This is a genomic window from Rhizobium redzepovicii, assembly GCF_019793435.1.
In the GTDB taxonomy this organism is placed as follows: Bacteria; Pseudomonadota; Alphaproteobacteria; order Rhizobiales; family Rhizobiaceae; genus Rhizobium; species Rhizobium redzepovicii.
Window position 1 is genome coordinate 99,615 of sequence record NZ_JAILYH010000015.1, and the last position, 25,594, is coordinate 125,208.

29 protein-coding genes and 1 other annotated feature are annotated in these 25,594 nt (G+C 62.2%); of the genes, 10 read left to right on the top strand and 19 right to left on the bottom strand.

The window, feature by feature from the left end; genetic code table 11:
- Positions 1 to 143 precede the first annotated feature (143 nt).
- From K6N12_RS23230 to K6N12_RS23240, 3 genes are all read left to right on the top strand, one after another.
- Positions 144 to 914, top strand: a complete 771-nt coding sequence (locus K6N12_RS23230; protein ID WP_097625846.1) for a siderophore-interacting protein — start codon at positions 144 to 146, stop codon at positions 912 to 914.
- A gap of 147 nt (positions 915 to 1,061) precedes the next feature.
- Positions 1,062 to 1,553 (top strand): MarR family winged helix-turn-helix transcriptional regulator, encoded by a 492-nt coding sequence (locus tag K6N12_RS23235; RefSeq protein ID WP_097625847.1) that lies wholly within the window; start codon positions 1,062 to 1,064, stop codon positions 1,551 to 1,553.
- Positions 1,554 to 1,580: 27 nt separating this feature from the next.
- Positions 1,581 to 1,982 carry an NUDIX hydrolase gene (locus K6N12_RS23240; RefSeq protein ID WP_097626054.1) on the top strand — a complete coding sequence of 134 codons (402 nt, stop codon included), beginning with the start codon at positions 1,581 to 1,583 and terminating at the stop codon, positions 1,980 to 1,982.
- A gap of 198 nt (positions 1,983 to 2,180) precedes the next feature.
- Here the strand turns inward: K6N12_RS23240 and K6N12_RS23245 are convergent, their stop codons facing one another.
- Positions 2,181 to 3,221, bottom strand: coding sequence for a DUF3095 family protein (locus K6N12_RS23245; RefSeq protein ID WP_097625848.1), 1,041 nt, complete (start codon positions 3,219 to 3,221; stop codon positions 2,181 to 2,183).
- Positions 3,222 to 3,328: 107 nt separating this feature from the next.
- The gene (locus K6N12_RS23250) at positions 3,329 to 3,724 is read right to left on the bottom strand and encodes an Ohr family peroxiredoxin (protein WP_097625849.1); all 396 of its coding nucleotides are present in this window, start codon (positions 3,722 to 3,724) and stop codon (positions 3,329 to 3,331) included.
- A gap of 250 nt (positions 3,725 to 3,974) precedes the next feature.
- Between K6N12_RS23250 and K6N12_RS23255 the strand changes: the two genes are divergently transcribed.
- On the top strand, positions 3,975 to 4,772 hold the full coding sequence (locus tag K6N12_RS23255) for a class I SAM-dependent methyltransferase (RefSeq protein WP_097625850.1): 798 nt from the start codon (positions 3,975 to 3,977) through the stop codon (positions 4,770 to 4,772).
- Positions 4,773 to 4,821: 49 nt separating this feature from the next.
- Here the strand turns inward: K6N12_RS23255 and K6N12_RS23260 are convergent, their stop codons facing one another.
- The 3 genes from K6N12_RS23260 to K6N12_RS23270 all read right to left on the bottom strand — a co-directional run bounded on the left by K6N12_RS23260 (position 4,822) and on the right by K6N12_RS23270 (position 8,594).
- The gene (locus tag K6N12_RS23260) at positions 4,822 to 5,169 is read right to left on the bottom strand and encodes a CAP-Gly domain-containing protein (protein ID WP_097625851.1); all 348 of its coding nucleotides are present in this window, start codon (positions 5,167 to 5,169) and stop codon (positions 4,822 to 4,824) included.
- 136 nt (positions 5,170 to 5,305) lie between these two features.
- Positions 5,306 to 6,622 (bottom strand): extensin-like domain-containing protein, encoded by a 1,317-nt coding sequence (locus K6N12_RS23265; RefSeq protein WP_097625852.1) that lies wholly within the window; start codon positions 6,620 to 6,622, stop codon positions 5,306 to 5,308.
- Between the two features lie 151 nt (positions 6,623 to 6,773).
- Entirely contained in the window at positions 6,774 to 8,594 is a 1,821-nt protein-coding gene (locus K6N12_RS23270; RefSeq protein WP_097625853.1) for a methyl-accepting chemotaxis protein, read from the bottom strand.
- A gap of 291 nt (positions 8,595 to 8,885) precedes the next feature.
- Here K6N12_RS23270 and K6N12_RS23275 point away from each other — a divergent pair, with 291 nt between their 5' ends.
- Together K6N12_RS23275 and K6N12_RS23280 are read left to right on the top strand one after the other, a co-directional pair.
- Positions 8,886 to 9,272 carry an acyl-CoA thioesterase gene (locus tag K6N12_RS23275; RefSeq protein ID WP_097625854.1) on the top strand — a complete coding sequence of 129 codons (387 nt, stop codon included), beginning with the start codon at positions 8,886 to 8,888 and terminating at the stop codon, positions 9,270 to 9,272.
- A 25-nt stretch (positions 9,273 to 9,297) separates the two neighbouring features.
- On the top strand, positions 9,298 to 9,885 hold the full coding sequence (locus tag K6N12_RS23280; protein WP_097625855.1) for a hypothetical protein: 588 nt from the start codon (positions 9,298 to 9,300) through the stop codon (positions 9,883 to 9,885).
- A 269-nt stretch (positions 9,886 to 10,154) separates the two neighbouring features.
- On the opposite strand, the gene K6N12_RS23285 is transcribed toward K6N12_RS23280, so the two are convergent.
- From K6N12_RS23285 to K6N12_RS23310, 6 genes are all read right to left on the bottom strand, one after another.
- Positions 10,155 to 11,339 (bottom strand): DUF1501 domain-containing protein, encoded by a 1,185-nt coding sequence (locus K6N12_RS23285; protein WP_097625856.1) that lies wholly within the window; start codon positions 11,337 to 11,339, stop codon positions 10,155 to 10,157.
- Positions 11,340 to 11,351: 12 nt separating this feature from the next.
- Positions 11,352 to 12,863, bottom strand: a complete 1,512-nt coding sequence (locus K6N12_RS23290; protein WP_097625857.1) for a DUF1800 domain-containing protein — start codon at positions 12,861 to 12,863, stop codon at positions 11,352 to 11,354.
- Positions 12,864 to 12,984: 121 nt separating this feature from the next.
- On the bottom strand, positions 12,985 to 13,332 hold the full coding sequence (locus tag K6N12_RS23295; RefSeq protein ID WP_097625858.1) for a DMT family protein: 348 nt from the start codon (positions 13,330 to 13,332) through the stop codon (positions 12,985 to 12,987).
- A 227-nt stretch (positions 13,333 to 13,559) separates the two neighbouring features.
- Positions 13,560 to 14,810, bottom strand: coding sequence for an MFS transporter (locus K6N12_RS23300; protein ID WP_222148978.1), 1,251 nt, complete (start codon positions 14,808 to 14,810; stop codon positions 13,560 to 13,562).
- 389 nt (positions 14,811 to 15,199) lie between these two features.
- Positions 15,200 to 16,000, bottom strand: coding sequence for a class I SAM-dependent methyltransferase (locus tag K6N12_RS23305; protein WP_097625860.1), 801 nt, complete (start codon positions 15,998 to 16,000; stop codon positions 15,200 to 15,202).
- A 122-nt stretch (positions 16,001 to 16,122) separates the two neighbouring features.
- The gene (locus tag K6N12_RS23310; RefSeq protein WP_097625861.1) at positions 16,123 to 17,004 is read right to left on the bottom strand and encodes an NmrA/HSCARG family protein; all 882 of its coding nucleotides are present in this window, start codon (positions 17,002 to 17,004) and stop codon (positions 16,123 to 16,125) included.
- Between the two features lie 101 nt (positions 17,005 to 17,105).
- On the opposite strand from K6N12_RS23310, the gene K6N12_RS23315 reads away from it, so the two are divergent.
- Positions 17,106 to 18,020, top strand: coding sequence for a LysR family transcriptional regulator (locus tag K6N12_RS23315; RefSeq protein ID WP_097625862.1), 915 nt, complete (start codon positions 17,106 to 17,108; stop codon positions 18,018 to 18,020).
- A gap of 11 nt (positions 18,021 to 18,031) precedes the next feature.
- On the opposite strand, the gene K6N12_RS23320 is transcribed toward K6N12_RS23315, so the two are convergent.
- The 4 genes from K6N12_RS23320 to K6N12_RS23335 form a co-directional block, all read right to left on the bottom strand.
- The gene (locus K6N12_RS23320; protein ID WP_097625863.1) at positions 18,032 to 19,498 is read right to left on the bottom strand and encodes a SulP family inorganic anion transporter; all 1,467 of its coding nucleotides are present in this window, start codon (positions 19,496 to 19,498) and stop codon (positions 18,032 to 18,034) included.
- 69 nt (positions 19,499 to 19,567) lie between these two features.
- Positions 19,568 to 19,623, bottom strand: a sequence feature (sul1 is cis-regulatory element that is thought to sense ions involved in sulfur or methionine metabolism; They are found in Alphaproteobacteria).
- A gap of 185 nt (positions 19,624 to 19,808) precedes the next feature.
- Positions 19,809 to 20,060 (bottom strand): hypothetical protein, encoded by a 252-nt coding sequence (locus tag K6N12_RS23325; protein ID WP_097625864.1) that lies wholly within the window; start codon positions 20,058 to 20,060, stop codon positions 19,809 to 19,811.
- Between the two features lie 56 nt (positions 20,061 to 20,116).
- Positions 20,117 to 20,497 (bottom strand): response regulator, encoded by a 381-nt coding sequence (locus tag K6N12_RS23330; RefSeq protein ID WP_097625865.1) that lies wholly within the window; start codon positions 20,495 to 20,497, stop codon positions 20,117 to 20,119.
- Between the two features lie 207 nt (positions 20,498 to 20,704).
- Positions 20,705 to 21,493, bottom strand: a complete 789-nt coding sequence (locus K6N12_RS23335) for a DUF899 domain-containing protein (RefSeq protein WP_097625866.1) — start codon at positions 21,491 to 21,493, stop codon at positions 20,705 to 20,707.
- A 229-nt stretch (positions 21,494 to 21,722) separates the two neighbouring features.
- Between K6N12_RS23335 and K6N12_RS23340 the strand changes: the two genes are divergently transcribed.
- From K6N12_RS23340 to K6N12_RS23350, 3 genes are all read left to right on the top strand, one after another.
- Positions 21,723 to 22,013, top strand: coding sequence for a hypothetical protein (locus tag K6N12_RS23340; RefSeq protein WP_131711505.1), 291 nt, complete (start codon positions 21,723 to 21,725; stop codon positions 22,011 to 22,013).
- Positions 22,010 to 22,777 (top strand): adenylate/guanylate cyclase domain-containing protein, encoded by a 768-nt coding sequence (locus K6N12_RS23345; protein WP_097626055.1) that lies wholly within the window; start codon positions 22,010 to 22,012, stop codon positions 22,775 to 22,777. Before K6N12_RS23340 ends, K6N12_RS23345 begins: the two co-directional genes overlap by 4 nt.
- A 160-nt stretch (positions 22,778 to 22,937) precedes the next feature.
- The gene (locus tag K6N12_RS23350; protein ID WP_222148979.1) at positions 22,938 to 23,393 is read left to right on the top strand and encodes a DUF805 domain-containing protein; all 456 of its coding nucleotides are present in this window, start codon (positions 22,938 to 22,940) and stop codon (positions 23,391 to 23,393) included.
- A 139-nt stretch (positions 23,394 to 23,532) separates the two neighbouring features.
- Here K6N12_RS23350 and K6N12_RS23355 read toward each other — a convergent pair whose 3' ends face one another.
- From K6N12_RS23355 to K6N12_RS23370, 4 genes are all read right to left on the bottom strand, one after another.
- Positions 23,533 to 23,910 (bottom strand): hypothetical protein, encoded by a 378-nt coding sequence (locus K6N12_RS23355; RefSeq protein WP_097625868.1) that lies wholly within the window; start codon positions 23,908 to 23,910, stop codon positions 23,533 to 23,535.
- A 135-nt stretch (positions 23,911 to 24,045) separates the two neighbouring features.
- Positions 24,046 to 24,435: a hypothetical protein gene (locus tag K6N12_RS23360; RefSeq protein ID WP_097625869.1), complete on the bottom strand. Its 390-nt coding sequence runs from the start codon at positions 24,433 to 24,435 to the stop codon at positions 24,046 to 24,048.
- Positions 24,436 to 24,582: 147 nt separating this feature from the next.
- The gene (locus K6N12_RS34185; protein WP_239620260.1) at positions 24,583 to 25,122 is read right to left on the bottom strand and encodes a DUF982 domain-containing protein; all 540 of its coding nucleotides are present in this window, start codon (positions 25,120 to 25,122) and stop codon (positions 24,583 to 24,585) included.
- Positions 25,123 to 25,150: 28 nt separating this feature from the next.
- Complete coding sequence (locus K6N12_RS23370; protein WP_165503951.1) at positions 25,151 to 25,483, bottom strand: hypothetical protein; 333 nt, start codon at positions 25,481 to 25,483, stop codon at positions 25,151 to 25,153.
- Positions 25,484 to 25,594: the final 111 nt, after the last annotated feature.

Consider the following 25,594-nt stretch of genomic DNA (forward strand, 5'->3'; position numbering starts at 1 on the left):
CCGCTACATCAAACCCGTCAATGGCCGGGTCACCCAGCCACGTAAGCGTTAACGTCACTCAACGCGTATGATCGAACGGCTTTGCGGCTTCGATCTGCGCGACTGTGTCCTGCGGATCGAGTTTCAAAAGCTCATGAGGACACATGGATAACAATCAATTCAAAGAGCAGACTTCACCGGCCCCCGGCATCGAGCGGGTGCGCCACGACACACGGCGGCGCACCCTAACGGTCGAAAGCGTCATCGACATCACCCCCGGCATGCGCCGCATCGCATTGAGCGGCGACGATCTCGCCGATTTCACCAGCCTTGCGCCCGACGACCACATCAAGATCTTTGTTCCCGCCGCCGATGGCGGAGAAGAGCGCCGGGATTACACGCCGCGCCGCTATGACAATGCCGCGCGCAGATTGACCATTGACTTCGCCTTGCACGAGGGAGGTCCGGTCACGCAATGGGCGATCGGCGCACGCCCAGGCGACCGGCTCGAGATCGGCGGGCCAAGGGGCTCCGCCGTGGTTTCGAAGGCGGTGACGCGATGGTTGCTGATCGGCGACGAGACCGCGCTGCCGGCGATCGGCCGCCGGATCGAGGAGAGTGCGGCCGAAACTGCCATCACCGCGATCGCCGCCGTCACCGGCCCGCTGGAAGAGCAGAGCTTCGAGACCCGAGCGGACCTTGATATCCATTGGGCGCACCGGCCTCTCTCCGAGGCAACCGATGCCGCGGCACTGCTTAAACTGTTGAGCATGATCGACATCAAGCCGGAAACCTTCGTCTGGGTCGCGGCGGAAGCCTCGGTGACACGCGAGATCCGCGCCCATCTGCTGGAACGGGGCTACCCGCTGAGCTGGATCAAGGCATCCGGCTATTGGGTATTCGGCAAGGCCGATACGACGGAGAAGTTCAGTTAACCCGTAGGACGCCGACGCTGGCCGCCGCTCCGGAAGCCGGAGCGACGGCCGGATACACTGTCAGAAAAGCAGCCGGATACACATTGCGATTTAATCGGATGCGATATATATGTATTCGTAAGCAACCAGAGCGTCGATAGGATTCCTATGCCCACCACCAAAACCGCGAAAAAGCCCGAGATGCCTGCACCCCCCGCCCCAGGTGCGGACCGCCGTAAGCTTTCGACTTTCCTGTGCTTCGCGGTCTATTCGGCCAATCTCGCCTTCGGCCGCGCCTACAAGCCGGTCCTGGACGCACTGGGCCTGACCTATACCCAATATATCGCCATGGTGGCCCTCTCGGAGGATGACGATCAGACGGTGAGTATGCTGGGGGAAAAACTGTTCCTCGAATCCAACACGCTGACGCCCATTCTCAAGAAGCTGGAGTCCTCGGGCTTTATCACCCGTCATCGCGACCCCGCCGACGAACGCCAAGTGCGTGTCAGCCTGACGCCGGCGGGGCGCGATCTTCTCGACACCGATCCCGGCTCTGTCCTGATCGACGCCGTCGGCCTCGGCGACGATTTCCCCATCGTGCAGAAATCGGTGACGCGGCTGCGCGACAACCTGCTGCGGGCGCGGGCGCAAAAACCATGATCGCGACACATGTCGACATTCGGTGACATGCCCGAGATCGCGATCGGCGCATTGATCGGGAATGGCAGCGTTCTTCTCGCCAGGCGAAGTTCGGAGCGCAGGACGCACCCGGATCGGTGGAGCCTGCCGGGCGGTCACGTCGAAGACGGCGAAGATGCCGAGACCGCACTGCGCCGCGAATTGCTGGAAGAAATCGGCGTGACGCCGCAGCGCTGGCTGTTTGCCGGAAAGTTCGTTTCGGAAAGCCCGCCTGGGGCATCCGCCATCTTCCATGTCTATCACGTCGACCGATGGCAGGGCTCTCCGCGACTTATCGGCGATGAACACACGGCGCTCAGATGGTTTACCGCCGCGGAGATAGAATGCGAAGCGGAACTGGCGCCGCCTCAGCTTGGTGAAATGCTCCTAAAGCTGCTCAGGCGGGAGTGACCCGCAAGACACGATGAAGGAGAGTGCATTCCCACCCTCCTTATTCCTGTGCTCGTCACAGGAATCCAGCCACCGCGCGTCCGCGCGGTGAACGACTCCTTTTTACCTTTAATATTCTCCCGCGCCCAAGGACTTGGGCGCACTGGATTCCTATGACAAGCACAGGAATGAAGGAGGACAAGTAGTGCGAACCCCAGCCTACAACGGGCAGGACCGCGCCACCTCCGCAAGTGCGCCCTCCTCCATCATCTCGGCCGCTTTCGCGTAACCGCCGCCCATTCCATCGAGGAAATGCAGATGCGAATCCGGCCGGCCCGATGGCACGAGGCAGGTCATCAGCGCGTGAGACTGGCGGTGCAGACCGAAATCAATCTCGCCGCGTGCCCGGGCCGCAATGAGCATGGCTTCGACACTGTCGATCTGCTCCGGCGCGCAGTCCAGCGTCAGGCGCAGGCCGTCGTCGAACTTGCGGAAATCCGAATTGGAGGCAACGTCCGACCAGCGTTTCGCGCTGACCTGCTTTTCTCTTGCCATATTCGTCCCTCCGGACAGCGGATGAGACCGGCGCGGCGCGGCGTCGAAAACCGCGAGTACGCGTTTCGCCAGCGCCGCAAAGACTTCCGGGCGCGTCTGGTAGCGCGGCTCGACCAACAACGATAGTATCTCGCCGAGCTGGCTCGGGAACGGTGCCCAGTCGCAGCTCAAGCCCGTCAGGTCAGGCTTCATCGCATAACGGCCGGGCTTGACCAGAAGGCGTCCCTTCTTGAGCTGCTGTTCCGCCCATTTGAGCCCGCCTCCGGCAAACATCGCATAGGTCGCACTCTCGGAAGCGGCATAGCGCGCGATCCTGACGTCGCGCCCGTTCGCGCGGATTTCGCCGACGGTGACGAGCCCGACACGCAGGTCGAGATGAAGCTCGGCTTTGGCAAAGCCCGCGACATCACGCAAGGCCGATGTCGCGGCCATGATGCCGTTTTCCGGCAAGGCGAAGGCTGCTCCGTCTCCGCGAAACACAAAGGGAAAATCGAACGAACCCCAGGCATTGCCGAGAGCGGCGATGATCGATGCGCCGGCATAGTTGACGTCTTCATAGCGCCCCGATCGGATTGCCGCGGTCGAGCTGACGACGTCGGTGATGCCGATCAGCCAATCGTCAGGCAACGGCTCGTAGACATCGGGATCGAGCACAAGCGAAAACTCGTCATAGGCTTGGTGCGGCTCGGCCTGGCTGTTGATCATGGCGCATCCTCCGGATCGGCAGGTTGGACTGTTGGCTCAGAAACGGGTCTGCCGCCAATCGGCAGACCCCCGCTTGAAGGTGACGGCGCGAGGCCGGCCCTTCCCGTTCAGACGAGCCTGGTTTCGACGTCGATATTGCCGTGGACCGCCTTGGAATAAGGGCAGATGCCGTGGGCCGCCTCGATCAACTCCTGCGCGATCCCGCGATCGATGTCTGCCAGGCTGACATTGAGCCGTGCGCGCAGGAAGTACGAGCCGTTATCGCCGTTGAGCGTGATCTCTGCATCGACCTCGGGACCGGCTGGCAAGGTGATCTTCCGCTGCGCGGCGGCGAGTTCGATGGCGCCAATATAGCAGGCCGACCAGGCGGCGCCGAACAGGTTTTCGGCCGCCGGATGCGGCTGCGGCAGCTTGATGTCGAGCGTGCCGTCGCTGCTGCGTGCATAGCCGTTGCGGCCGCCGGCGATATGGGTCCTGCCGGCGAAAAGAAGCTTCTCAGTCATTGTCGTATCCTTCCGGTTTGATATTTTTAGCGTATCCGATTTAATCGGATGCGCTCTAATACGCCGAGCCGATTTTGATGTCAACATTATTCCGATTTAATCGGATGCGATTTATTATCCCCCCATAGGGCTTGAGCCTGCCGTGCAGGCAGGCCCAAGCGGCGCATAGTCGCGTCTTGTCCGGGAACGAAGCCCTCTATAGGCTCTGCCTTAAGGCCCCGGGACTTGACGAGGAAGACGGAGAATTGAGATGTCCTCCATAGCCGAAGGCAATGCCGTGCAGTATGGCGACAGCCGCAAGCTCGCCGCCCGCGCCAGACTCCATACCGAATATACCATCGCCAAAACCGGCTGGTTTCCGTGGGTTGCCGGGCAGTTGCCCCTGAAACCTGGAGATCGCGTACTCGACGTCGGCTGCGGGCCGGCATGGTTCTGGGCGGCAACGGCAAGTCTGCTGCCGGAGGATCTACTTGTGACGCTGACCGACCTTTCGTCAGGCATGGTCGATGAGGCAGTGGCGCGCTGCAGCGCGCTGCCCTTCAGCTCCGTTCGAGGCTGCCGGGCCGATGCCGCCGCACTTCCCTTCGAAGACGGCGCCTTCGATCTGGTGATCGCCATGCATATGCTCTATCACCTGCCCGACCCGGCCGCCGGCATCGCGGAGATGGCAAGGGTCTTGAAACCGGGCGGCTTTCTCGCGGTCACCACCAACGGCATCGGCAATATGCGCGAGATCTATCGCCTGACGACCGTCTTCGGCAGCGCGCCGACCGATCCGGCCGCCGTAGCCTTTGGATATGACGCAGCCGAGCAAATGATGCGGACGCAATTCGGAAACGTCGCCATGTTGCAGTATCCGGCAAGCATGCGGATTACCGAGCCCGAAGATGTCTTCCTGGCCCTCACCTCCTATCCGCCCGGCGAAGGCGCCGGCGAGCCTCAACTCACCCGCTTCCGCCAAGCGATCGCCGATGCCTTCAGGCAAGGCAGCGGCGCACTCGATGTCAGCAGGGAGACCGGCCTGTTCCTCAGCAGGAAGCCAGTCTGATCGGATCACCACCTTTCAAGATGGCGACAGGCCGGTACAGGAGCGGCCCTCAGGCCTTCTCTTTATTCCTGACCTTTTCCTCTGGCTCCGCCGGTGCATCGGGCGTCGGGGCGAGCAGCTTGCGCAGTGATGCGATCTTGTCCTTCACCAGCGGCCGGAAGCGCGTCGCGCGATAAGGCATGTCGGCCGCGCCGTAACCTTCCGGCCCGTCGTCATTGCCGCGATGGATTTCCGCGAGCTTCACCCCGATGAATGTGCCGTCGACATAATGGGTATATTCCCCCACCCAGCGGATCGTATAGATCTCGCCTTTGCGGATGAGCTGGTCGATGCTGACGTGTTTGAAGGTATCATTGATGCACACGACCTTCTGGCCGACATGGAAATCGTAGCTCATGGATCTAACTCTCAAACGGCAATCCGCCCGGCAATCTATAGCGCGCCGGGCGGCCAGGATGAACCATTTTCTGCCAGCAGGCCTATTTGCCGCGACCACAGCCGCACCCGCGCCGCACGGTTCAAGGGGACAGATATTAGTCGCAATAGACCTTGCCGCTCTTGCGGGAACGAAGGTCGAAGTGGAAGTGGTTCCAGTGCTCCGGGTTGCTGCCGGGCCCGAGCACGGTGTTGAAATAGCGGCAGCTGTCAGTGCGCACCGCCTTCAAGAGCCGACCCTCGCGCAGCGAGAACAGGCCCTTTTTGCGCACATCGATCTCATGGCCGTTCTTCAGCACGAACTTGCCGACGTCGATGGCATTGCCGTGGGCGTGTTCAGACATCGGATTGTATCGCTGCCGGCTGTTGTTCATGCGGCGGCAGGAATAGCCGCCAAGAGGCTGGATCGTCCTGATGCCGCTCCAGTAGCGGTAGCGGGCTGACGGCGCCAACTCGTTCTTCACCCATTTGGCGAAGGCGAGCGTCACCTGACAGTTCAGCGTTACCGCCGGCTTGACACCGATACTGCCGGAAAGCCCCTTCAGCGATACCGGATAGGGCACCTGGCAGGCCGGCCCGTTCGAGATCGGCGGCTTCTCGTCGAAGAGCACGCCCATGCGCTTCAGCTCGCGCCGGCAGGCAAGCTCGGAGGTCGGCATGACGCTGGGATCGACGGGTGCGGCCGGTTCGCTCATCATCGGATTGTTCGGCCGCAACATCGCGACCTCTTCGCTTTCATCCTCTTCCGGAACGCGTGCCGGCGCCACCACAGGGCTGCCGTCGTTCCAGGCGGGCGCCCGGCTCATCTGTGCCTGTGCCGCCGGCTGCGGCATCGGCTGCGGTGCGGGCTGGCGTAGCGGCTGGTTCACCTGCTTAGGACTATCGGTGCCGATGCCGTCAACGACGGGCTCGGTCGCATTGCCCTCGGCGATCTGCTGCTGTTGTTCCTGCGCCAACCCGACGACCGGCTCTGCTCCAAGTTCGTCATCCATATTGACGCCACCGGAAGGGATCGCAAGGTTCTGCGTGCCGCCCCAGTTGCCGCTCGGCTGGCCCGCCGCCAGCGCCTCATCGCTGTCGATCATCGGCAGCCGCCCCCCGCGCGCCGCCGGTTGGGAGGGCGCGGCATGACCGGTGCCGGCAAGGTTCGGCGTATTGAGGTAATCGACCGAGCCCTGGCTATTGCCGACCGGCGCATTGGAAACGGGATAGGAAGCCTGACTTTCCACCGGCGCCATGCGCACCGAGGGCGCCATGCGTGCCGCCGGCGCCCGTGCGGGCGAGATCGAGCTGACTCTGGTGCCGCTGTCGACATTGGCCGGCGGCACCAGCCCGTCGCTGATCGAACAGGTCGTCAGCGTCGCCGAGAGCAGCAGGGGCAAAAGGGATCGCCGAGGAAAGGAAACAAACGCCATACTCTTATCGCTTCCGCAGGCCGACTGGGCAGTGACAGAAAAAACTCACTCCAATTTTAATTAAAAACGGTGAATGAAAACTTACCGGCACAATCTGAACGCGACGGAGATGAAAAAGGCCGCTTTCGCGGCCTTTGATCTGTCGTTTAACTCACGCTGCCCGTGTGTACCGGGCTCCAGGCGATTGCCCTGCTCCGCGCAGCCGGAAATTCGAAAGAAGCGTCTCCAGCTGGGTACTTTCGTCGGCCAGCGTGCGGCTTGCCGCCGTCGTCTCCTCGACCATTGCGGCATTCTGCTGCGTCATCTGATCCATATGGTTGACGGAGCCGTTGATCTCGTTCAGCCCGGTCGACTGCTCGCGTGCCGCCGTAGCGATCGACGCGACGTGGTCGTTGACCTTGTTGACCAGCGACTCGATCTCCAGCAGCGCCTCGCCTGTCGAGCGCACCAGTGCCACCCCGCCCTCGACCTCCGTCGCCGACCGGCTGATCAGTTCCTTGATCTCCTTAGCCGCATTGGCCGAACGCTGGGCGAGTTCGCGCACTTCCTGCGCGACGACGGCAAAGCCGCGGCCCGCCTCGCCTGCCCGCGCCGCCTCGACGCCGGCATTGAGCGCCAGCAGGTTCGTTTGAAAGGCGATCTCGTCGATAACCGAGATGATCTGGTTGATCCGGCTCGAAGATTCCTCGATCCGGCCCATCGCCGTTACCGCATTGCGGACGATCTCGCCGGAGCGTCCGGCGCTCGCCTTGGTCTCGGCCACCATCTCGCGCGCCTCGTTCGCCCGCTCGGATGCCGTCTTGACCGTGGCGGTGATCTCGTCGAGCGCTGCCGCCGTCTCTTCAAGGGCCGCCGCCTGCTGTTCCGTCCGCTTCGACAGGTTGCCGGTTGCTTCGCTGATATCGGAAGCGCTGTCGTTGACGACGCGGCTCGATTCGGCGATCGCGTGGATGACGCCGTTCAGCGCATCGACGGCGGCGTTGAAGTCACCCCTCAGCTTGGCGTAATCCTCGCCGATATCGCCGATCGCAACCGTCAGGTCGCCGCCCGCAAGCTTTTCCAGGCCGACGCCGAGCGCCTGCATCGCGAGTGTCTGCCGCTCGGAAGCCGAACGCAGGCTCGCCTCGTTGCCGCGGCGCTCGTCCTCGATCTGCCGCTGCCTTTCGTCTTCCCGGCCGCGCAGCGCGCTGCGCTCGTCGACGGAATCGCGCAGCACCAGCAGCGCCTTGGCCATCTGGCCGATTTCGTCGCGACGATCGCTGCCGGCGATCTCCACCGATGCTTCCTCGGCGGCGATCGCATTCATTGCCGTCTTCAGCCGGGCGATCGGCACGGTGACGCTGCGCACGATGGCATAGGCGATGGCAATCGTGGCGGCCGCACCGAGCAGGCAGAGCACCGCCGCCCAGATCGCATTCTGGCGATAGAGGGCGGCAAGGTCGTCGGCATAGACGCCGGTACCGACGATCCAGCCCCAGGGCTCGAAGCCGGCGACATAGGAATATTTCAACACCGGCTCGTCGGCGCCCGGCTTCGGCCAGTAATAGTCGACGAAGCCCTTGCCGTCCTTCTTCACCTTGTTGACGAATTCGACGAACAGGAACTTGCCGTTCGGATCCTTCATCTGCGAAATGTCGGTGCCATTCAGTGCCGGCTTGATCGGATGCATCACCATGGTGGGATGCATGTCGTTGATCCAGAAATAGCCGTCGGCGCCGTAGCGCATCGCGCCGATCACGTCTTTGGCGGCTGCCTGAGCCTGCTCGCGGGTCATCGTGCCCGCCTGCTCCATCTTGTAATATTTGTCGAAGATGCCGATCGCCGTCGCCTCCATCTTCTCCAACCCCGCCTTCCGCTCCGCTTGAAGCTCGGAATAGGAATAGTTCAGAAAGAACACCATCGTTGCTGCGAGCACGGCAAGCGTGAAGCCGACGAGGCAGTAAAGGCGTGTGGAAATCTTGATGTTGCGCATGAGGTTCCCGGCGAGTCTTCTATGTGAAATCGTTCACATACTGGCCCATCAGAATTACTGGAGCGTAAAGTTTGATTAGAAGACAATTAAATAACGTAAGGGAGGTATTGGCTTTAATATTCAACCAATTGAAATTGAATGGAATTTGGATCGGTGCCCGGTTCGGCATCTTTCGGCCGCCGTCTACCCCAAGGATCTGGTCCGGCAGTCTTTTACAGCCTCCAGCCTTTGCACTAGGGTACTCATCAGTGAATCGCCGGTCCATGACCCGCACCAGATGGAGAACCCTTGATGACCGATGCCGCCAAGCCGAGAGGCGAACTGACGCTGCGCACGCTCGCCATGCCGGGTGATGCCAACCCGGCCGGCGATATCTTCGGCGGCTGGGTCATGGCGCAGATGGACCTTGCATCGGGTATCCGCGCCGCCGAGCGCGCCAGGGGCCGCGTCGTCACTGCCGCCGTCAAGGAGATGGCCTTCGAACTGCCGGTCAAAATCGGCGACACGCTGTCGGTCTATACCGACATCGAGCGCGTCGGCCGCACCTCGATCACGCTGATCGTCGAAGCTTGGGCGCATCGTGCCCGTTACGCCAAGATGGAGAAGGTTACCGCCGCCACATTCATCATGGTGGCGCTCGACGAAGAGGGCAAACCGAAGGCCGTCCCCGAGGAGTAACACTCTCGAAACCGAGGGATAAGGCATGGAAACGGTCAGCGCGCCGGAAGTCTTCCTTCACATCAAGGTGGTGATGGGCATGGTCATCAGCCTTTCGCTTGCCAGGCTGCTGACCGGCGTTGCCGGCATCGTCCAGCATCCCGGCAAGGCGAAAGTCTATGCCGTCCATCTCGGCTGGGCGCTCTCCCTGTTCCTCTTCATCATTCACATCTGGTGGTGGGAATATCGCCTGCAGGCCGTGCCTGCGATCGGCTTCGGCATCTATCTCTTCCTCGTCTGCTTCTGCAGCCTGTTCTTCCTGCTCTGCGCCCTGCTCTTCCCGGCGAGCCTCGATGAATATGGCGGCTACGAGGAGTATTTCATTTCCCGGCGCAAATGGTTCTTCGGCATCCTCGGCCTGATCTATGCCGTCGATATCCTCGACACGGCGATCAAGGGGCCGGAACGCATCCTCTCGCTCGGCTGGGAATATCCCGCCCGCAACATCGTCTACATCCTGCTGTGCGTCCTCGCCGCCTGGACCCCCAACCGCCGCTTCCACACCGGCTTCATCATCGCCAACCTGGTCTATCAGGTCAGTTTCATCTTCCGGCTCTATGATGTGCTGGGGTGAGGAGCGATCGGGAGCGGCCCGAGCAATCGATCCAGTGAATCGATTGCAGCGACGAACGCCCTGAGCCCAAGCGAAGGGCCGGGCAGCGGCTTGCTCCCTCTTCTCCCCAGCGGGGAGAAGATGCCCGTCAGGCCAGATGAGGGGGTGAGCGGCAAGGCCGCGAATGCGCGGAGCGCAAGCGAAGGGCAATGAATGGCGTACCGCGCGGCCCCCTCATCCGACCCTTCGGGCCACCTTCTCCCCGCTGGGGAGAACAGAGAGCAGCCCATTCACCCTCTCAAAAACTGCGATCCCTTATCAAACCCCAAACCCGGAAAGATCTTCCCCGTCAGATCGTCCACCCCGACATCGAACAGCCGATAGAGCATCGCCGCCGCCACCTCGCGCACGTCGGCGGTCGGCATCAGGTCGCGGTCGTCGAGCAGCTGGCCGTCGCCGATGCCGGGCCACTTGCCGAGAATACGGCCGCCGTTGATCGCGCCGCCCGCCAGCAGCGCACAGCCACCGGTACCGTGGTCGGTGCCGGCGGAGCCGTTCTGGCGGGCGGTGCGTCCAAATTCTGTCATGGCGAGCACCACGGTCTTTGACCAGATCTCAGGCCCGAGCGTCGTCTTCAACGTGTTGATCGCCTGGACGAGATCCTGTGCCGGCCGCTTGAACTGGCTGGCCTGGCCGATATGCGTATCCCAGCCGGTGATCGAGAAACTGGCGATGCGGTAATCGCCCTTCAGCATGTTGGCGGCGAGCGCCGCCACATCGGCAACCTTCTCGCCGCGCTGGCCATCCGGCTCGACCATCATCAAGGCGGCGTCGGCCCGCGTCGCCTCGGCAAGTGCCGCGGCAAACGGCGGATCGCCGGCATAGAGCCGCACCAGGAACTGCATCTCGTCGCGCGCCGGCGCCAGATTGGAATCCGACGCCCAGACATCGACGTCGTTCGGCCCGGAGAGGATCAGCTCGGTCGAGGTATTGACGTCGATTGCCTTGCGCGCATCCGAGCGCGGAATGACCGCAAGTGCCCGGTTCAGCCAGCCGGTCTTTTCCTCGGCGACATGTTCACCGCCCGATTCCAGCATATCCTGACCGTCGAAATGGCTGCGCTGGTCGCGATAGGGCGTCGACACCGCCTGCACGAAGGCGAGTTCCCGGCTCTTCCACAGCGGCATCAGATCGGCGGCGGCGGGATTAAGACCGAAATGTCCATCGAGGTCGAGAAGCCCTGTATCGGGCGTCAGCGCCAAGGTCGGCCGGAGCGCGGCAAAGCCGGCATCGCCATAGGGCTGCACCAGATCCAGCCCATCCATCGCGCCGCGCAGCACGATGGTGACGAAGCGGTTGTCACCCGGCATCGCCGCGAAGGTGACCGGGGTGAAGACGGGAGCGGCAGCGAGACAGCAGGCTGAGGTCAGAAAACCGCGGCGGGAAAGCGAGATCCGGTTCATCGACAGTGTCATGGCGAAAGTCTCCTATCGGCGGTTGAATTCAGGCGATGCCAGCACCAGCGTCAGGCCGCTGATCTTGTTCGGCGCCTGCGACACCACGCGGATCGTCTCGTCGCGCGCAGCATCGGCAAGCGTCGACTTCAGGAATTCGCGCGGATCCTCGTCGCGGCCGAACTGTGCAGAAGCGCGTCTTGCCCAAGCCAGTCGCTCGGCGAGCTGGCTGCCTGTGATCCAGGCGGAAAAACCTTCCTCGAAGCCGGCTGGGCTCGGCGGCAGCCAGGTCGGCTGTCCCATGCGCTTCAGTGCCCCCTGCCCCAGCGCCCGCGCCGTCCGGAAGGCCTTGAGACGCTTGTCCCTCGCCTCGCCGGCAGGATCCGTGGTCACAGGCGATCCCACCATGCCGGGCGTATTGGTCGCCATGTCACCCTCCTCAGTGCCCTGCTGGTTTGCCGCCAGGAAGCTGCCGACGACGCCGTTGACCGGCCCCGCATTCAGCGCCCTGAGACCCGCAACGACGTAGTCGAAGGGCTGTCGCGCCTTGGCGCCCTCGTTCTGCCAGGCGGCGGGATGGTCGAGCATGGCGGTGTAGACGGCGGTGAGATCGCCATCCGTCTTCTTCCAGATGGTCGCCATGTTGGACACCATGCCCTCGTCGGGCTGGTCGGAGACGAAATGCACTGCCAGCTTGCGGCTGATATGCGCCGCCGTCTTCGGATGGACGGAAAGATCGTCGAGCATATCGAGATAATCGTCTCGCGAGCGCTTGCGCCCGCCATAGCTGACGCCGAGCACCTCATGCAGGCCGGGCTCGGAAATATTCGGCCGAAAGGCGATGTCCATCTCCTTGCGGTCGATGGTGAGCCCCGTTAGCACCATGGCCGCCGCCGTCACATCGGCCTGGCTGTAGCCGCTGCCGGCGCCGAGCGTGTGCAACTCCAGCAGTTCGCGGCCGAGATTTTCGTTCAGCCCCTTGTTGCGCTTGATACCGCCGGCCGAATCCGGCCCGAGCGAATCCGCCTGGTCGAGATAGATCAGCATGGCCGGATGGGCCGTGGCGCTGCGCAACAGATCACCGAACTTGCCTGCGATAAACGGCCGGATCGCCTCGGTCTCATAGAGCGGCACGATGAGGCGCATCGGCAGGCTCTTATTGGCGCTGGTGGAGAAATGATCGTTCCAGAAGGTCGAAAGCCGCTCGTAGAAGCCGTAGGGCGACAGCACCGCCTGCATCAGCCGCAGGTTCGCATCATGCTGGAACTGCTGCTGCGCCTGGTGCTGCACGCCCTTTCGCATCTCGCGCCGCGCCGGGTCGTCGGTCACCGTCTTGGCGTCCTCGCGGATCTGCCTCAGCTGCTCCTGCAGGCTGAGGATCGCGCGATGGCGCATGTCGGGACCGCCGAGCGGAAAGTCCGGCGTCGCCGCCACGCCCTTGCCGAGCTGACCGATCAGCTCGTCCTTGTTCTGCGGCGGCGTCTCGCCCGGCCGGAACCCATAGCCGAACCGGATCGCAGCCATCGTCGGGAAAGAGAGGCTCATGGCCGGTCAACTCCTGATCAATAAAGAGTGACAGGCTGCCAGCCGATTGCGACGGCAATCTGTAGGAAATGTGGCGATATCCAGACATGGACGATTTGTAATCTGTTGAAAAAACTACAATTTACGCCCGAAAGATGAAGGATGCTCCAATTGCGATAAGCGCAAAGCCGATCGCGTGATTCCAGGTCAGGTTCTCGCCGAGCCAAAAGATCGAAAAGCCGGCAAAGACCAACAGCGTGATCACCTCCTGCATCGTCTTCAACTGCGCCGTCGTATAGACCGCCGAGCCGATACGGTTGGCCGGCACTGCCAGGCAATATTCGAAGAAGGCGATGCCCCAGCTGACGAGGATGGCAAGGAAGATGGCGCTGCTCTTGTGCTTGAGATGGCCATACCAGGCAAAGGTCATGAAGATGTTGGAGGCAAACAGCATGATGACAGGCCAAAGGGCGGCGGGAGAAAAGGACATGGAGTAACTCGGGCTGTGGAGGAAACGGTCGATCCGGTTCGATACCGGCGAGCTCTACCTAGCACGCCGCCATTCGACGGCAAGCCCCCGAGGCTCGGACCGATCGTCTCATGCGGCAGAGACGAGGCGGATAGCCGGCGGCACGTTTTCCAGCACTGGCCATGGCCGGTAGGCCATGAGCAAAGACCGGCGACATCAGCCGCCGGCCTCTGTAACCGCCGGCAGCGCTAGATTCGCATCGCGCCATGCGGCTCCTTGGCTTCCTCCATGCCGAAGCGCACATCCTTTTTCTCGTAGCCAAAGCCGGCGAGCAGGGCGACGGCGAGCGCCACCACCGCCGCGACGATCAGCAGCGCATAGGCGTAATCGCCATCCCAGCGAGCGGCGAGGCCCGCCTGCAGCGTCGCATTGCCGGAGGCCAGCAGGTTGCCGAGCTGATAGGCGAAGCCCGGGAAGGTGCCGCGCACCTCGTCCGGCGACAGCTCGTTCAGATGCACCGGCACGATGCCCCAGGCGCCCTGCACGAAGAAATGAATGAGGAAAGCACCGATGGCGAGCAGCACCGGCCCCGGCGCATAGGCCCAGAGCGGGGCCACCGGCACGGCGATCAGCGCGGCAGTGACGATCGCCCGCTTGCGGCCGATCCGCTGCGACAGCGCCCCGAAGAACAGCCCGCCGCAGATCGCGCCGATATTGTAGACGATGGCAATGGCGCCAACCGTATAGCTCGAATAGTTGCGCTGGCTTTCGAGGAAGGTCGGGTAGATATCCTGCGTGCCGTGGCTGAAAAAGTTGAACGCCGTCATCAAGAGCACCGCCCAGATGAACAGCGGGATATTTTCGCGCAGCACTGTCAAGAACGGCGGGCGCCCCTCGGCCTGCCGTCTCAGAAAGGCGGGACTCTCCTCGACATTCCGCCGGATGTAGAGCACGAGCAGCGCCGGAGCCGCGCCGATGAAGAACATGCCGCGCCAGCCGATGACGGGAAAGAGCAGGAAGAACACGATCGAGGCGATCAGATAGCCCGAGGGATAACCCGCCTGCAGGATGCCTGAGACGATGCCGCGGCTTTCCTCCGGCACCGTCTCCATGACCAGCGAGGCGCCGACGCCCCACTCACCGCCCATAGCAATGCCATAGAGTGCTCGGAGAACCAGGAACATGGTGAGGCCGGTGGAAAAGCCGGTGAGGAATTCGAACAGCGAATAGAGCAGCACGTCGGCCATCAGCGTGATGCGCCGGCCGTATCGATCGGCCGCCAGTCCGAAGATCAGTGCGCCGAGCGCCCGCATGGCGAGCGTCAGGAAGATCGCCACCGAGACGGCGGGGACGTCGGTATGGAATTCCTCGGCGATATATTTAAGAACGAAGACGAGAATGAAGAAATCGAAGGCGTCGAGCGTCCAGCCGAGATAGCTGGCGATGACGGTGTTACGCTGCTGCGGCGTCAGCCGGCGCAGGCTTTCCAAAGCGGACATCTGATATTCCTCCGTCCGAAAGCGGCGGCGAGGCGGGCAATTCCGGATGCCGTCGGAAGGGGTGCCCAAAACGGGCGGGTTGCGGCTGTCAGGGCTGCGGTTGCGGGAAAGCACATTCGCAATCGGAGACAGCGGAAACAACGGCAGCGATGCTGACCGAGTTCCATCACGTTTGTCGTGATTAAGAGCGGCGGTCCGGTGGCGGGAGCACCTCCCGGCGCTCCTTGTCCGCGGGGCGGCACCCACCAATCCCCCTCATGCTGAGGTCCGCAGCCCGACAGGGCGGAGCCTCGAAGTACGCGCCGCAACATTGCTTCTTGCATCCATCAGCCGCCGGAGCACCCGTCTCGCCCTTCGGATGAGGAGCCTCGGAGCATCCGCAACGTCACTCAAACAACCCTGCCCCGGCACGCCCACGCCACCGACGCAAACGACCGCGGCCCATCCGGCTCGCCGGCTTCATATGCCGCCCTGACGGCCGCATCGACTGCCTTTCGCTTGGCCGGGTCCAGCCCGGCGACATATTTGCCGAGCGGCCCCTCGCCAGCGGCGATCGGCCCCCAATAGTCCTCGAAGGAGCCGTATTCCATCCGGATCAGCAGCGACGTCTCCTCGACGTCGACGAGGCCTTGACTGACAAAACTCTGCTTCATCTCCCCCGGCCGCATCATCGGCTGGAAGCAGTATTTGCGACGCAGCGGCAGCGCGTCCTCGTCGAGCATGACAGCCGTGTCCCACATCATCCGCATGACCGGCATGCCGCCGTAATGGTCCCAGACGGCGGCAGCAACCACACCGCCCGGGCGCACGACGCGGGCCATTTCCGAAACAGCCTTGCCCGCCTCCGGCACGAAATGCAGCACGAGCAGCGAGATCGCCCGGTCGAAGCGGTTATCCTCAAAGGGCAGCGCGCAGGCATCCGCCTGCCGGATCGCGATCCGCGGATCGGTATTGCGCCGTGTCGCCACCTCGACAAAAACCGGCGAATAATCGATCGCGGCGATCTCCTTCAAGCCCGGTCTTCCCGCCAGCGTGAAGGTCAGGCTGCCGGTGCCGCAGCCGACATCGAGCACGCGGTCGCCATTCGCAAGACCGGCAAAATCGATCAGCAGCGGCGCCAGCCTCTTGCTCCAGCGCCCCATCAGCCGCTCATAACCATCCGCACTTTCGACATTGAAACTCGACGGCATCGAAACCTCCCTCTTCAACAACGATGGTCTATCGCCTTGGAGCCGAGCGATCCGTCGCCTTGCGCAAGGCGGGTCAGGCTCCCCGTCGTCCCCGGTTCAGGCCGGGGACGACGGGGAGTGTATCAGGCGGATGCCTTGGCGAGAACGCTCCAGTCGAAGCCCCGCGCCCAATCGGCATAGCTGTGCCAGCCGACATCAGGGAAATCGCGGCGCAGGGCAGCGATGTCGGCGTCGTAGCCGGTGCGGTCGAACCATTCGAACATCAGCGCCGCGTCCTCGCTCTGCTGCCGCATGGCGGCGATCGGCAACTCCTGGTAGCGTATCGGCCGATCGAGCGTCTCGGACAGGATCTTCACCTGCTGCTCGCCAGACAATTCGTCACCGGCAATATCGAAACGCTTGCCGAACACCTGTTCGCGCCGCTCGGCCAGTGCTGCAACGAAAGCGCCGATGTCCTTGATGGTGATCTGCTGCAGCGGGCGGGTCGGCGGCAGGGCAGCGGCGTAGACGCCCTGGCGCAACCCGTCGATCGCCCAGGGCGCCACCGTATTTTCCATGAAGGCGACGGGCGCGCTGATCGTATAGGGAATGCCGAGGCCTGCGATATGCTTTTCGACGAGGTACTTGCTGTCGAAATGCGGAATGCCGGTTTTCTTGTCCGCATCGCCAACGGAGGAATAGATCAGGTGACCGATGCCGGCGGCCTTTGCCGCATCGGCCACGGTGATGCCCTGGCGCGTTTCCGCCTCCGTCCCGGCCTCGTAGCTATTGCCCATCAGGAACATCGTATCGACGCCCTCAACCGCCCTCGCCACGGATGCGCCATCGTTGAGATCGCCGGCGACGACCTCGACCCCAGCCGCGGCCAGCCGCTTTGCGCCATCGCTGTCCGGCTTGCGTGAGATCGCCTTGACACGGTGTCCCCTCGCGATCAGGGCGCGAACGACCGCGCCGCCCTGCTGGCCGGTGGCGCCGGCAACCAGAACGTTTCGTGTGTTGTTCATCTGTCTGCTCCTTGCTTGTGACTGATGGAGCAAAGTTAGGGCCTGTTGCATTGGACCATAATGGCCTATAATTGGGAAACATCGTACCATATCAGGCTACAATGCTCGACCTCAACGATATCATGATCTTCGCCCGCGTCATCGAGGCCGGCAGCTTCACCGCCGCGGCGCGCTTGCTCGGCATGCCGAAGACAACAGTCAGCCGACGCATTGCCGCTCTCGAGCGCGAACTCGGCCTGCGCCTGCTGCAGCGCACGACCCGCAGCCTCAGCCCGACGGATGCCGGCCGCCTCTATTACGAGGAAAGCAGCCAGGCGCTCCGCACGATCGAAGGCGCCAACCTGCGTCTTGCGGAGGCAAGGGCGGAGCCCGCCGGCACGATCCGCATATCGGCGCCGGTCGGCTTCGGCGGCCACTTCCTGCAGGACGCGATCTTCGACCTTCTGACGACCTACCCGAAGTCGAGGGTCGAATTGCGGCTGACCGACGACAGGCTGAATCTCGTCGAAAACGGAATAGACCTCGCCTTCCGCACCGGCATTCTGGAGGATTCGACGCTGATCGCCCGCAAGCTCGGCTCTACCCATCGCTTGCTCTGCGCGAGCCCCGACTATCTCGCCCGCTGCGGCGCGCCCGATCGCCCGGCAGATCTCGTCCGCCACGACTGCGTTATCGCCGGCCAATCCACCCATGCGCAATGGCTGCTCGAAGGCCCGCACGGACAGGAAACGATCCCGGTCTCGGGGCGCTTCGCCGCCAATGAAATGCAGGCGGTCATGGCCGCGGCGATCGCCGGTTACGGCATCGCCCGACTGCCCCATGGGGTCGCAAACGCCTATATCAGGGATGGGCAGCTGTGCCGCGTTCTCGACGGCTACACGACCCCAGTCGGCGGCCTGCACGTCGTCTATCCGAGCAGCCGGCACCTGCCGCCTCTGGTCAAGACCTTTATCGAACTCGCCGCCAGACGGTTGAACGCGGGAGCCGATGGCAGCGACGACTTCGCCATCATATAGCGGTAGCCCCGTTACACTTCCTTCAGCACCACCTTGCCGTCGAGGCTTTCTATCAAGGTTGCACTCGCCTGATTGAGGCCTGCGACCTCAACGGCGATGCCATGTGCCTTGAATCGCTGCACGACCTTGTCGAGCGCTGCGACGGCGGTGATATCCCAGAAATGCGCCTCGGAGACGTCGATCAGCACGGTCTTGCCGATCGCGTCCTGAACGTCGAAGGCGTCGACGAAGACATCGGCGGAAGCAAAAAACACTTGGCCCGACACGCGATAGGCGCGCCGTCCGGCGGATTGATCGGGCGCGACATCGATGCGCAGCAGGCGGGCGACCTTGAAGGTGAAGAACACGCCACTGAGCAGCACCCCGACCGTCACGCCCAGCGCCAGATTGGCGGTGAAGACGGTGACCACGACGGTCGCCACCATGACGGCGCTCGACATCCGAGGATGGACCACCACGGCCCGCAGCGACGACCAGTCGAAGGTGTCGATCGAGACCATCACCATGATCGCCACCAGCGCCGCGACCGGAACCTCGGAAACCCATGGCTTCAGGAGCACCATCAGGATCAGCAGGAACGCGCCGGCAAACAGCGTCGAGAGCCGGCCGCGCCCGCCATATTTCACGTTGCTCACCGTCTGGCCGATCATGCCGCAGCCGGCGATGCCGCCGAACAGGCTCGCGGCCGCATTGGCGAGACCGAGACCGGTGCATTCGCGGTTTTTCGAACTCGGCGTATCCGTCAGATCGTCGACGACGCTCGCGGTCATCATCGATTCCAGCAGCCCGACCATGGCGATGGCCAGTGCGGGGCCGGCGATGATCCGCAGGGTTTCCAGCGTCAGCGGCACCGCCGGCAAGGCGAACACCGGAAGCGAATCCGGCAGCCTGCCGAGATCGGCGACGGTGAGAACGGGAAGCCCTGAAGACACCGAGGCGACGGTCAGGATCAGGACGCAGATCAGCGGCGACGGGATCGCCGTAGTGATCCGCGGCGTCAGATAGATGATCGCAAGCCCGGCGCCCAGCACGGCATATTCCATCCAGCCGGCGCCGATAATGTGCGGCATCTGCGCGGCAAAGATCAGGATGGCAAGCGCATTGACGAAACCGGTGCGCACGGATTTGGAGACGAAGCGCATCAGCACGCCGAGCCGCAGCAGGCCGAACCCGATCTGCAGCAGCCCCGCCAGCAGCCCGGCCGCGAACAGATAGGGCAGTCCATGGGCGTGCACCAGCGGTGCCGCCACCAGTGCGACCGACCCGGCCGCCGCTGAAATCATCGCCGGGCGCCCGCCGGTAAACGCAATGACGATGCCGATGACGAAGGAGGCGAACAGGCCGACTTCTGGATCGACCCCCGCCACGAATGAAAAGGCGATGACCTCGGGGATCAGGGCGAAGGTCGCCACCGCCCCGGCAAGCATTTCGCGCATGGGATTGGCGGCCCAATCGCGACGGATAGAGGAAAGCAGCATGGGATGGAGTCTCGCAAAGCATGGCCCGACACGCTCTGCCGAGCGGTCGCGTGATGGCGTGCAGGTTTGCGTTGTCTGGCGGATCGGCGGCCAGAAGAGCCACCCGGGGTCTCACCGGGTCCGTGGTGAATGCCTGGGGTATAGACGAAAATTTTGCCGCAGTGCAACATTCAAATGTGCAGGAATGAAAGCGAAAGCGGCGAGCGAATTGATAACAGCCTGAGCGCGCCGCTTGAGATCACGCCGGACGCCACGATGAAACTCGTCGCCGAGGTGCTCCTTCGCTGCGCGACCGCAGCCGAGGCCCCCTTCATTGCCAGAGGAAATCCGGGCCTGTGCTCTGCGACGTAAGCTTGAGTGTGCCATCCGGTTGAACCACATAGGTCTCGAATACACGATAACCGAATTGGCCGAGAAAGGTATTTTTGACCACAGTCCCCGGTCGATAGGGTGAGTGAACGACCTTTCCGCCATAGGTCAGGCTACCCGAAAGAGGTTGAGGGCCTTCCGCGTTGGCGCAGGCCGTGAGGGTGAAGAGAATGGCAAGGAGTATGTGCCTCATCCGGATGATCTCCCTGGAAGGGTCCAGCGACGTGCACGACGTCAATCTCCTTTTTATCAGATCGCTGCCCTGCTGCTGTCAAAATCTTTGCGTCGGGCCGCCTCTGCTCGCGAGAGCGCGCTGACAATCCTTTCGTCGGTGAAAGGCTTGGAGATCACGTCGAGCGCTCCAGCGATACCGTTGCCGACACTCTCGGGACTACCGGTCACGAAAATAACGTCCACGCCGAAGCGATCGATCAGCCGGCGCGCAAGCTGGGCGCCGCTCAGCCCGTCGGAAAGGCTGAGATCGACGAGCGCTACATCGCTTCTCGGAGCGTAGGCGAGAGCTTGCTCCACCGTCGAAAGCGGCCCGACAGTCTGGTGTCCAGCCTCTTGCGCAATGCGTTCCAGCTCCAGAGCGATAATATTCTCATCTTCAACGATCATGACCTTCATGAATAAGCCTCCTTATCCGGCCGCGGGGGCACACCGCCGGCAACGGCTACAACGCGGCTGGTTCCAGAATGTTTCCACTCTGCATTGAATTTCCTTCAAGACCTCGGACGCCGCCCGGTCGAACTTCGGCCGAGCCGGTTGAAATCCGGTCATCGGCGCCCGCCTTGCCGGCTGCTATCCAAGGCCGGCAAGGCAATTGCCCTCTCGTCACGATTTCTCGTTTGCACCCTCGGCCCGGAAAGCCGCCTCGCCGGCATCGGAGACCTCGACCCACTTCTTGTCGGGCTCGGCGTCGGCGACATAAGCGTCGTTCCAGTTCCACCACTTGTAGGTCGCTGTCTGGGGATAACCCTCCGGCGAATCCTCCCAGACTTCCTGGCGGCCGAGCGGCGTGATGTCGAGATAGTTCCAGGTGCCGCCCATCTGCTCGTCGCCGCGGTTGTTGATGAAATAGGTGCGGAAGATGCGCTCGCCGTCGCGGTAGAACACGTTGGTGCCGTGCCACTCGTCGACGCCGAAATCCTTGTCGAAACTGTCTGTGATCGTCACCCACGGCATCGTCCAGCCCATCCGCGCTTTCAGCCGGGCAATATCGGCCTGCGGTGCGCGTGAGGCGAAAACCAGCGTCGTATCGCGGGCGTTGAGATGGGCGACGTGGGCGACCTGATCGGCCACCATCGAGCAGCCTCGGCAGGCGTGCTCGGGCCAACCGAAGACGCCTGGCTCGTAGAAAGCGCGGTAGACGATCAACTGGTGCCGGCCTGCAAACAGATCGAGCAGGCTCACCCTTCCCTCAGGCCCTTCGAAGACATAATTCTCTTCCACGACCACCCAGGGCATGCGCCGCCGCTCGGCGGCAAGCGCATCGCGAGCGCGGGTATGGGCCTTCTCCTTCACCAGAAGTTCCCTACGAGCCACTTCCCAGGCCTGCTGCGAGACGACCGCGGGCTTGTGCATCGCCTGCCCACCTTTTCCATTCTCCGTTGTTGCAGTCATTGCGTCGATCTCCTCTTTGAGGCGAATTCCCGCGCTCCGTTGGCGAAACCGGTTCATCGCGCATTGATCGGAGATAGTTTCGCATCGGAAGATCGGACAGTGGGAGTAACAAGTGTGACCGTAATTCCCCCGGTCGGCGCCGCCGATCCGGCCGCCGGCAACGAAGTGATTGGCTAGCGTTAGCGCAAGTCACCCTCGCAGCGCGACCAGCCCAGCCGGCGCGCATCGATTGGCAAATCTTGTTTCATATGGCGCTGCAGATCGCTTCCCGCCGGTAATAGCCTTAATGAGGCAGCGTTTCGTCAGTCCGGCTGAAAACGCGCGTGCCCTCTTCTTCGATCTGGCTCAATCGACTGTAACCGATGACATTCGGCTTGGCAGCGATCTGGGCGACCAGAATCGCGCCCGCCGAAATACTTCAAACCATCGCAGCCGGTTTGATCGGGAGAGAGTTGCCAAAAGCAGGCGAGTATCGGAAGCTCGCTTTTTTGGCTATCAGGCGACGGATTGTTCGATATGACGACAGCCTCTTCCAGGGAGCCGGCCAGGCACGGCAGCGCCAGGATCTGCCGCGGCTGCTGGGATCAGATGCATATGCCGATCCCGATCGGCGGCCCGCTCGCGCTTCCTTTCCGCGCCTTCGGCATCACCCGCAGCAAGATGAACCCCGATATCTGCACGATCTGTGAACGCTCTTTCCAGTACGTCAAGAAGCAGCGCCAGATCACCGTCGACGCCACCATCCTGTTTGCCGATATCAGGGGATTCACGGACCTGTCGGAGCGAATCGAGGCGGTGCAGCTGAGCGAGATCGTCAGCCTGTTCCAGGATCGCTGCGCCCAGGCGATCTGGGCGCATGACGGCATCGTCAACAAGCAGATGGGCGACGGCCTGATGGCGATCTTCAATTTTCCCATTGTCAGCAAAAATCACGCCAGCGCCGCGATCCTGGCCGCCCAGGAGATCCAGCGCAACTGCGCCGCGGCGCTGAATGGCCTGACGCTCGAGGCCCTACCCGGCCGCACCCTCGGCGTCGGCGTCGGCATCCATTCCGGCGAGGTGCAGATCGGCGAATTCTCGACCTTCCGCAGCGATTTCACCGCCATCGGCGGTGTCGTCAACCAAGCCGCCAGGCTCGAATCCCATGGCGCCGCCGGCGAGATCCTGATCTCGGCAGAAACGGCCGCGAAGGCCCCCGACCTCGCGGCAGGCGCCGAAACCCGCATGTTGGCCCTGAAGGGCATCGAGCAGCCGGTGCAGGCACGTGTGCTGGCCAAGCACTGAGCGACGGCGATTGCGGCCCGCTCAAAGCATCATCCCGCCGCCGACATGGCGGCTGCAGTTTCTCACGCTGTGATTGCGAAACATATTCGATTGCCAGCCGGTTAATCCTCCGGAAACAAACATCGCTTATCTCTAAGCCGTTTAACAGCTGGGGTTTCTCATGGGCAGTTTTTCTCTGTTTCACTGGTTGATCGTCTTGATCCTGTTCGGCGTGCCATTGTTCTTCGTTTTCAGAAAACCGCTGGTTGGGCCGAACCGCTTCGGCGGCCGGCCGCCGGCCATGGGTTTCGGCCAGGCGGTTGGAAGCTATTTCAAGAACTATGTGAACTTCAACGGCAGAGCGAGCCGATCGGAATTCTGGTATTCGGCACTCTTTGTCTCTCTCGTCGCCATCGCTTTGCTTGTCGCGGATCGGAGCCAAACCTTGAACCTGATCTGGTCGCTGGCCACGTTTCTTCCGTGGATCGCCGTGGCCGCCCGACGCCTTCACGACATCAACCGAAGCGGATGGTGGCAGCTTCTTGCACTATTAGTTCCCGTTGGGTCGGTCGTCGTGCTCGTATGGTACTGCAGGGCGTCGACAATGGATGATTCCAGGGAAGCCGTGTTCGCGTGAGCAAGGTGTGAGAATGGTCCTCGCGGGTTGAGCGGGTCCGAGGCACCGGTCATCGTCGTTACGCGGACTGCGGGGTGCGGTCCGCTTCTGACGGCATCCCGAAGGGGACCGGCGCGGTTGGCAAAAGCCCGCCTCTGCCTCAGTACTTCATGTTCCGTAATTCAGGAAAATCATAGTAACGCAGCCGCTTGTCATGGCAGCGATAGTCGTTCTTTTTCAAGTCCACTATCAAGTCGTGTTGCAAGCTCAAGCCGATATAGGACCAGTTCGGATTGCTGCGTTCCGTCGTGCGCGTGCAATAAGCATATATCTGCTTTTCCGGATTCAGCAGAACCACGCTCGAAATCTCGGCCTTTACGAAGTTCCCCGGCTTAATGGTTCCCTGCAGCACATCGACGTGCTCGCGCCGAATTGCGCTGGAAGGCGGCCGCTGGGAATCTGCAACGGATTGCGGAACCGGCGCCTGGCAGCCGGCCAGCGCCAGCAGGGCAGCGCAGACAAGGAATTTGCTTTTCATTCGGCTGGATCTTCCTCTACGAAAATCGATGGACTGAACTTTCCGGATGGACAGCGCTCGCACAACGCTGGGGTAAATCGCGCCGCCACTCAACAATGCCTGGAACGGCGACTCAACCCGAGCCCTCGTCCTGGGTCAGGTCTTCATGCCGGCCAGCTCGGGAAACGGGTAGTAGCGCAGCCGCTTGTCTTTGCAGCGATTATCATTCGCGGTCCCGCCTAGGATTTGGCTATCCGTGAAGGAGATGCCGAGATAGGCCCAGTCTCCCCAGCTGCGTTTGGGCACCACGCGGACACAGTAGGCATAGATCTTCTTCTCGGGATCAAGCAGCACAACGCTCGAAATCCGGGCCCAGACGACTTCTCCCGCTTCGTGTCTATAACTTCTCTTGAATATGAGGTTGATGAAGTTTTGCCGGACGTCATTCGAGGGAGGCCGCTGGGAATCGGCAACGGATTGCGACACCGGGGCATTGCAGCCGGCGAGCATCAGGAAGGCAGCGCAAGCAAGGACTTTTATTTTCATTCAGTTGGATCTCCAAGAATCGGAGCGTAATAAACGCTTCGCATTCTTACAAACAGAGCGGGAACAATATTTGCAATACGCGGAAATGAATATTATTGAACCTGCGCATGTGACTGCATGACAGTGGATATGGCTGCGTCGCTCGACTTATACCGGAGGGTTTGAAACGGAACTTGCGGCCCCGTTCTCATCATCGGCGATTGGTACGCCCGCTTCCAACGCTGCGAGGATAAAAGCCTGCCGCACCGTCTCGGCCGGCATCCGCCCGGCAAGCCAGGCACGACAGAAATCGATGGCTCTTTGCTGATGAACGCCGTCATGGATCGGCCAGTCGGAGACGAGTGCATAAAGCGCGTCCTGCGGTGAGCGGAGAACCAGCCGTTCGCCGGCATCAAGATCGATCGAGATCGTTTTTTTCCAGAACGCGGAATGGTCGCTAATGGCAGTAGCACCTGAAGGTGAATTGACCAGGAATAACTGCGGAAGCCCGATCTCGGTTCCAGTGTGGGTCCGGATGGTATCACTATTGGAAGGGGCGATACGCCGACATGGGAAGGATGCAAGGAGAAGCGTTGCGGCGCGTCCTTTGAGGCTCCGCCCGATTGGGCGTGCGCCTTCAGAATGAGGATCGGCGGGAATGCCGCGCCAGCGCTCAAGAGAGACCTTGAGATGATCGCCGGAACCCAAGAAAGCCTCATCCTGAGCGCCGCCGCTTTCAGGCGGGCAGCTTGCAGTCCTTGCTCATGCCGGCGGACTGCATGGCGGAGACCTTACCCTTTGATGCAGCAATTTCGCCCTCCTTGTCTCCCCCTGCAACGCTGCCGATGGGGACGCCGACAAGAAAGACGCCGAAGGCATCGCCGTTCGCCGCGCTGATCTGCTGCTTCGACAAGTCGTCCAGCTTGGCTCTCTCCTTTTTCAGTTCGGCGGCGAGAGCTTCGCAGCTAAGGTTCGTATAAGCCGCCATTGGAATGTCGACCTGCACAATAGCGTCAGGACGTTTGGCGCAGCCGGCGAGTGCCGCCGTCGCCGCAAATGCGATAATGATCTTTTTCGTGAATGGTCCCCAATTCCCGCAATAGCTGTAACATTGCCGCCCGCAGATGATCCGTCTTTCAACCACAGACTTTTATTGATTCACTCGGGAAAACCGCATTGC

What these genes read in the sequence shown, in the direction of transcription:
- K6N12_RS23320 (WP_097625863.1), bottom strand. Translation starts at nt 19,498, where the DNA reads ATGCTGCTTTCCTCTATCCGTCGCGATTGGGCCGCCAATCCCATGCGC.
- K6N12_RS23250 (WP_097625849.1), bottom strand. Translation starts at nt 3,724, where the DNA reads ATGACTGAGAAGCTTCTTTTCGCCGGCAGGACCCATATCGCCGGCGGC.
- K6N12_RS23230 (WP_097625846.1), top strand. Translation starts at nt 144, where the DNA reads ATGGATAACAATCAATTCAAAGAGCAGACTTCACCGGCCCCCGGCATC.
- K6N12_RS23255 (WP_097625850.1), top strand. Translation starts at nt 3,975, where the DNA reads ATGTCCTCCATAGCCGAAGGCAATGCCGTGCAGTATGGCGACAGCCGC.
- K6N12_RS23280 (WP_097625855.1), top strand. Translation starts at nt 9,298, where the DNA reads ATGGAAACGGTCAGCGCGCCGGAAGTCTTCCTTCACATCAAGGTGGTG.
- K6N12_RS23240 (WP_097626054.1), top strand. Translation starts at nt 1,581, where the DNA reads ATGCCCGAGATCGCGATCGGCGCATTGATCGGGAATGGCAGCGTTCTT.
- K6N12_RS23235 (WP_097625847.1), top strand. Translation starts at nt 1,062, where the DNA reads ATGCCCACCACCAAAACCGCGAAAAAGCCCGAGATGCCTGCACCCCCC.
- K6N12_RS23305 (WP_097625860.1), bottom strand. Translation starts at nt 16,000, where the DNA reads ATGCCGTCGAGTTTCAATGTCGAAAGTGCGGATGGTTATGAGCGGCTG.
- K6N12_RS23335 (WP_097625866.1), bottom strand. Translation starts at nt 21,493, where the DNA reads ATGACTGCAACAACGGAGAATGGAAAAGGTGGGCAGGCGATGCACAAG.
- K6N12_RS23360 (WP_097625869.1), bottom strand. Translation starts at nt 24,435, where the DNA reads ATGAAAATAAAAGTCCTTGCTTGCGCTGCCTTCCTGATGCTCGCCGGC.
- K6N12_RS23310 (WP_097625861.1), bottom strand. Translation starts at nt 17,004, where the DNA reads ATGAACAACACACGAAACGTTCTGGTTGCCGGCGCCACCGGCCAGCAG.
- K6N12_RS23260 (WP_097625851.1), bottom strand. Translation starts at nt 5,169, where the DNA reads ATGAGCTACGATTTCCATGTCGGCCAGAAGGTCGTGTGCATCAATGAT.
- K6N12_RS23295 (WP_097625858.1), bottom strand. Translation starts at nt 13,332, where the DNA reads ATGTCCTTTTCTCCCGCCGCCCTTTGGCCTGTCATCATGCTGTTTGCC.
- K6N12_RS23355 (WP_097625868.1), bottom strand. Translation starts at nt 23,910, where the DNA reads ATGAAAAGCAAATTCCTTGTCTGCGCTGCCCTGCTGGCGCTGGCCGGC.
- K6N12_RS23325 (WP_097625864.1), bottom strand. Translation starts at nt 20,060, where the DNA reads ATGAGGCACATACTCCTTGCCATTCTCTTCACCCTCACGGCCTGCGCC.
- K6N12_RS23315 (WP_097625862.1), top strand. Translation starts at nt 17,106, where the DNA reads ATGCTCGACCTCAACGATATCATGATCTTCGCCCGCGTCATCGAGGCC.
- K6N12_RS23275 (WP_097625854.1), top strand. Translation starts at nt 8,886, where the DNA reads ATGACCGATGCCGCCAAGCCGAGAGGCGAACTGACGCTGCGCACGCTC.
- K6N12_RS23245 (WP_097625848.1), bottom strand. Translation starts at nt 3,221, where the DNA reads ATGATCAACAGCCAGGCCGAGCCGCACCAAGCCTATGACGAGTTTTCG.
- K6N12_RS23285 (WP_097625856.1), bottom strand. Translation starts at nt 11,339, where the DNA reads ATGACACTGTCGATGAACCGGATCTCGCTTTCCCGCCGCGGTTTTCTG.
- K6N12_RS23300 (WP_222148978.1), bottom strand. Translation starts at nt 14,810, where the DNA reads ATGTCCGCTTTGGAAAGCCTGCGCCGGCTGACGCCGCAGCAGCGTAAC.
- K6N12_RS23350 (WP_222148979.1), top strand. Translation starts at nt 22,938, where the DNA reads ATGGGCAGTTTTTCTCTGTTTCACTGGTTGATCGTCTTGATCCTGTTC.
- K6N12_RS23265 (WP_097625852.1), bottom strand. Translation starts at nt 6,622, where the DNA reads ATGGCGTTTGTTTCCTTTCCTCGGCGATCCCTTTTGCCCCTGCTGCTC.
- K6N12_RS23345 (WP_097626055.1), top strand. Translation starts at nt 22,010, where the DNA reads ATGACGACAGCCTCTTCCAGGGAGCCGGCCAGGCACGGCAGCGCCAGG.
- K6N12_RS23330 (WP_097625865.1), bottom strand. Translation starts at nt 20,497, where the DNA reads ATGAAGGTCATGATCGTTGAAGATGAGAATATTATCGCTCTGGAGCTG.
- K6N12_RS23290 (WP_097625857.1), bottom strand. Translation starts at nt 12,863, where the DNA reads ATGAGCCTCTCTTTCCCGACGATGGCTGCGATCCGGTTCGGCTATGGG.
- K6N12_RS23270 (WP_097625853.1), bottom strand. Translation starts at nt 8,594, where the DNA reads ATGCGCAACATCAAGATTTCCACACGCCTTTACTGCCTCGTCGGCTTC.